Raw genomic sequence first — 3399 nt, 5'->3', positions numbered from 1 at the left:
CGACCACGCCGCCGTTACCGCCCTTGGCAGTGTTGCTACCGAAATTGACATTGTTGAGCGTGACGTCGGCGTTCTGACCGACGAACAGGCCGCCGCCGAGACCCGCGCCGCCGCCGCCACCGCCGACGCCGCCATTGCCGCCGCTCGCAACCGCATTGACAATGGTGAGATTCTTGAACGTCACCGTGCCGGCGACCACGACGAAGCCCTGGTAGCCGCGCGCGTCGATGACGTCGCTGAAGTGCTGGCCGCTGAGTTGATTGTTGTAGTCGGAGTTGCCGTCGAAGGTGAGTGTCGAGCCGTTCATCAGGTTGATGACCGGCAAATCGTCGAGCAGTTGCAACGTACGGGCGCTCGACGAGAGCGAGAAATTGATGACGTAATCGGTGTTGGCCGCAGCCATGCCACCGCCGACGCTGATCGCGCTGATCGCCGCATAGAGCTGGAGATAATCGTGGACGGGATCGCTGGTCGACAGCGTGAGAACAACGGGGTTCGACACAAAGACCTCGGCAATATGAGTAGGCGACCGCGATCGATCGCTATTTCCAAAAATTTCTGAATAGTTACCTTGCGCCGCAAGCTATTGGCAACAATGGAGAATTCTCATTCCGCGCACGAAGTTGAGATGGTCAATCGGTAAGGTTGACGTGGGCGAGGACGGCGTTGACCGCGATCGGACGGCCATCTTCGTCACGGCAAGGGGCATGCGAGACGCGTTCGTCCCGTAGCGCGCACGCATTGATGTGAAACGGGAAATGCATCTCTGCGCGCGATGAGAAGCGCTACGGAAAAATTGATCGCCGAATCAAGGCGCCTCTGCCGATGCAGCGGATGTGGCTCCGCGACGATCTTTCCGTCACACTGTCTTGTGACGACCCACGCTCCGATCGGAGCGCGCCGGAATGAAGAGTGCAGCATGACGCCTCCACGCAATCGAGCATGGCGTCGCCGTCCACGAGCGGTGGCGATGACGGCGTGCGCCATCGCGGTTGGCACGAGCATCGGACGCGCCGAAGCGGGCGGATGCAATTTCGAGATTCAGGGCGAAGGTCGCGTCGCCGCCGTGGTCGATGCGCGCAGCCTGCGGCTCGACGACGGCCGTGAGGTCAAGCTCGCCGGCATCGAGGTCGCCGACCGAACGAAGGCCGTGGCCGCGCTGACGGCGCTGCTGGTCGGCCGCGACGTGACACTGCGCGGACAGGACGACACGCCGGACCGCTATGGCCGGCAACCGGCCTACGCCTTCCTCGAAGGCCGCGAGATCCCCGTGCAGGGCGAATTGCTGCGCCGGGGCCTCGCGCTGGTGTCGTCCGAGATTGCCGACAAGGACTGCGCCGCGGTGCTGATGGCCGCGGAGGCCGAGGCGCGGGCCGCCAAATCGGGAACCTGGGCCGAGGCCAGCGTCATAAAAAACGCCGATAGTCCGGACGATATTTTGGCCGGGATCGGGCGCTTTATGGTGGTCGAGGGCAGGGTTTTGTCCGTGCGTCAGGCGGGGGCGACGACCTACCTGAATTTCGGCCGAAACTGGACACGGGACTTTGCTCTGACTATTTCAAGGCGCATAGTCCCTGCGTTCGAGGCCGCCGGGCTTACGCCCAAGTCTCTGGAAAATCGCAGGATTCGTGTGCGAGGCTGGGTGGAAGCGCGACGTGGGCCGCGAATCGAGTTGCTCCGGGTGGGGCAGATTGAACTGCTCGACGGGAACTAGGGGCCCAAGGGCCATGCCCCGGTCCGTTCGCGGGACAAATTTGTGAGTTTTGGACGTGATTGAGCGCGCAGGACGGCGTGAAACTGGGACTGGCCGCCGGCTTTCGGCTGCGCTGGTGCTCGTCTGCGCCGCCCTGACGCTGTCGGCCTGCGGCAATGTCGGACGGTTCGAACAGGTCACGCCGACCGCCGCGGCGGCGCCGGTGAAGCCGAACCGCGTGGTGCAGCAGACGCCCTCGAGCGAGCGCGAGCATGAGCGCATCCTGTCGTCCTATGGCGGCGCCTATGACGATCCGAAGCTCGAGGCTTTGATCAGCACGACCGTCGAGCGGCTGGTCGCCGCCTCCGAACGGCCCGACCAGGCCTACAAGGTCACGATCCTCAATTCCGGCGCGGTCAACGCCTTTGCGCTGCCGACCGGCCAGCTCTACGTCACCCGCGGCCTGATCGCGCTCGCCAGCGACACGTCCGAGCTCTCCTCGGTGCTGAGCCACGAGATGGCGCATGTTTTGGCCAAGCACGCCGCGATGCGCGAGGACCAGGCGCGCCAGGCGGCGGTGGTGACGCGGGTCGTCACCGACATGAGCACCGATCCAGATCTCACGGCGCTGGCGCTCGCCAAGACCAAGCTGACGATGGCGAGCTTCTCGCGGCAGCAGGAGTTCGAAGCCGACGGCATCGGCGTCGGGATCGCCGCGCGCGCGCATTTCGATCCCTACGGCGCGGCGCGCTTTCTGACTGCGATGGAGCGCAATGCCGCGCTCAAGATCGGCAAGACCGCGCTCGATCCGCGCGCGCAGGATTTCACCTCGTCGCATCCGGCAACGCCGGAGCGCATCTCCAACGCGCAGACCACCGCGCGGCAATACTCGTCGCCCGAGAGCAACGAGCGCGACCGCGAGACCTATCTCGCCGCGATCGACAACATCGTCTATGGCGAGGATCCCAGCGAAGGCTTCGTCCGCGGCCGCCGCTTCCTGCATCCGAAGCTCGGCTTCACCTTCACCGCGCCCGACAATTTCACGCTCGACAACACGGCACAGGCGGTGATCGGCGTCCGCGAGGGCGGCAGCCAGGCGATGCGCTTCGATGTGGTGCGGGTGCCGGCCGAGCAATCGCTCGGCGACTACCTGAATTCCGGCTGGATGGAAGGCGTCGAGAAGTCCTCGACCGAGGACCTCAACATCAACGGCTTTCCGGCCGCCTCCGCCACCGCACATGGCGACCAGTGGCAGTTCAAGGTCTACGCGCTGCGCTTCGGCAGCGACGTCTACCGCTTCATCTTCGCCGCCAAACAGAAGTCGACCGAGAGCGAGCGCAATGCGCGCGAGACCGTCAATTCATTCCGTCGCCTGACCCTCGACGAGATCCAGGCCGCGCGGCCGCTGCGCATCAAGGTCATCAACGTACAGCCGGGCGATACCGTGGAATCGCTGTCGCACCGCATGGCCGGGATCGATCATCCGGCTGAGCGCTTCCGCGTGCTCAACGGCCTCGACGCCCACGCCCAGGTGAAGCCGCGCGACCGCGTCAAGATCGTGGTGGATTGAGGCTGGGCACACGCCCCTCACCACCGTCGTCCCGGCGAAAGCCGGGACTCATCACGACAAGTACCGATTGATGGAAAAAGCTGGGGCCACAGCACGCCGCAACAGCATATTCCTGTGGTTATGGGTCCCTGCTTCC

General features: G+C 64.7%; 2 protein-coding genes and 1 pseudogene. 2 read left to right on the top strand and 1 reads right to left on the bottom strand.

The genetic code is table 11. From position 1 onward, the window contains the following. Positions 1 to 502: pseudogene (locus H8A95_RS42160) on the bottom strand (hypothetical protein); the annotation flags it as partial. Between the two features lie 468 nt (positions 503 to 970). Here H8A95_RS42160 and H8A95_RS42155 point away from each other — a divergent pair. Further along, positions 971 to 1714: a thermonuclease family protein gene (locus tag H8A95_RS42155; RefSeq protein WP_229188327.1), complete on the top strand. Its 744-nt coding sequence runs from the start codon at positions 971 to 973 to the stop codon at positions 1712 to 1714. Positions 1715 to 1769: 55 nt separating this feature from the next. Continuing rightward, positions 1770 to 3263 (top strand): M48 family metalloprotease, encoded by a 1494-nt coding sequence (locus H8A95_RS42150; protein ID WP_229188326.1) that lies wholly within the window; start codon positions 1770 to 1772, stop codon positions 3261 to 3263. Positions 3264 to 3399: the final 136 nt, after the last annotated feature.

The organism is Bradyrhizobium oropedii, assembly GCF_020889685.1.
Taxonomy (GTDB): domain Bacteria; phylum Pseudomonadota; class Alphaproteobacteria; order Rhizobiales; family Xanthobacteraceae; genus Bradyrhizobium; species Bradyrhizobium oropedii.
The sequence above is the reverse complement of the archived record's forward strand: the minus strand, read 5'-3'. Positions and strand labels throughout refer to the sequence as shown.

Bases quoted from the DNA above. Each gene is read 5' to 3' on its own strand.
- H8A95_RS42155 (WP_229188327.1), top strand. From the start codon at position 971: ATGACGGCGTGCGCCATCGCGGTTGGCACGAGCATCGGACGCGCCGAA.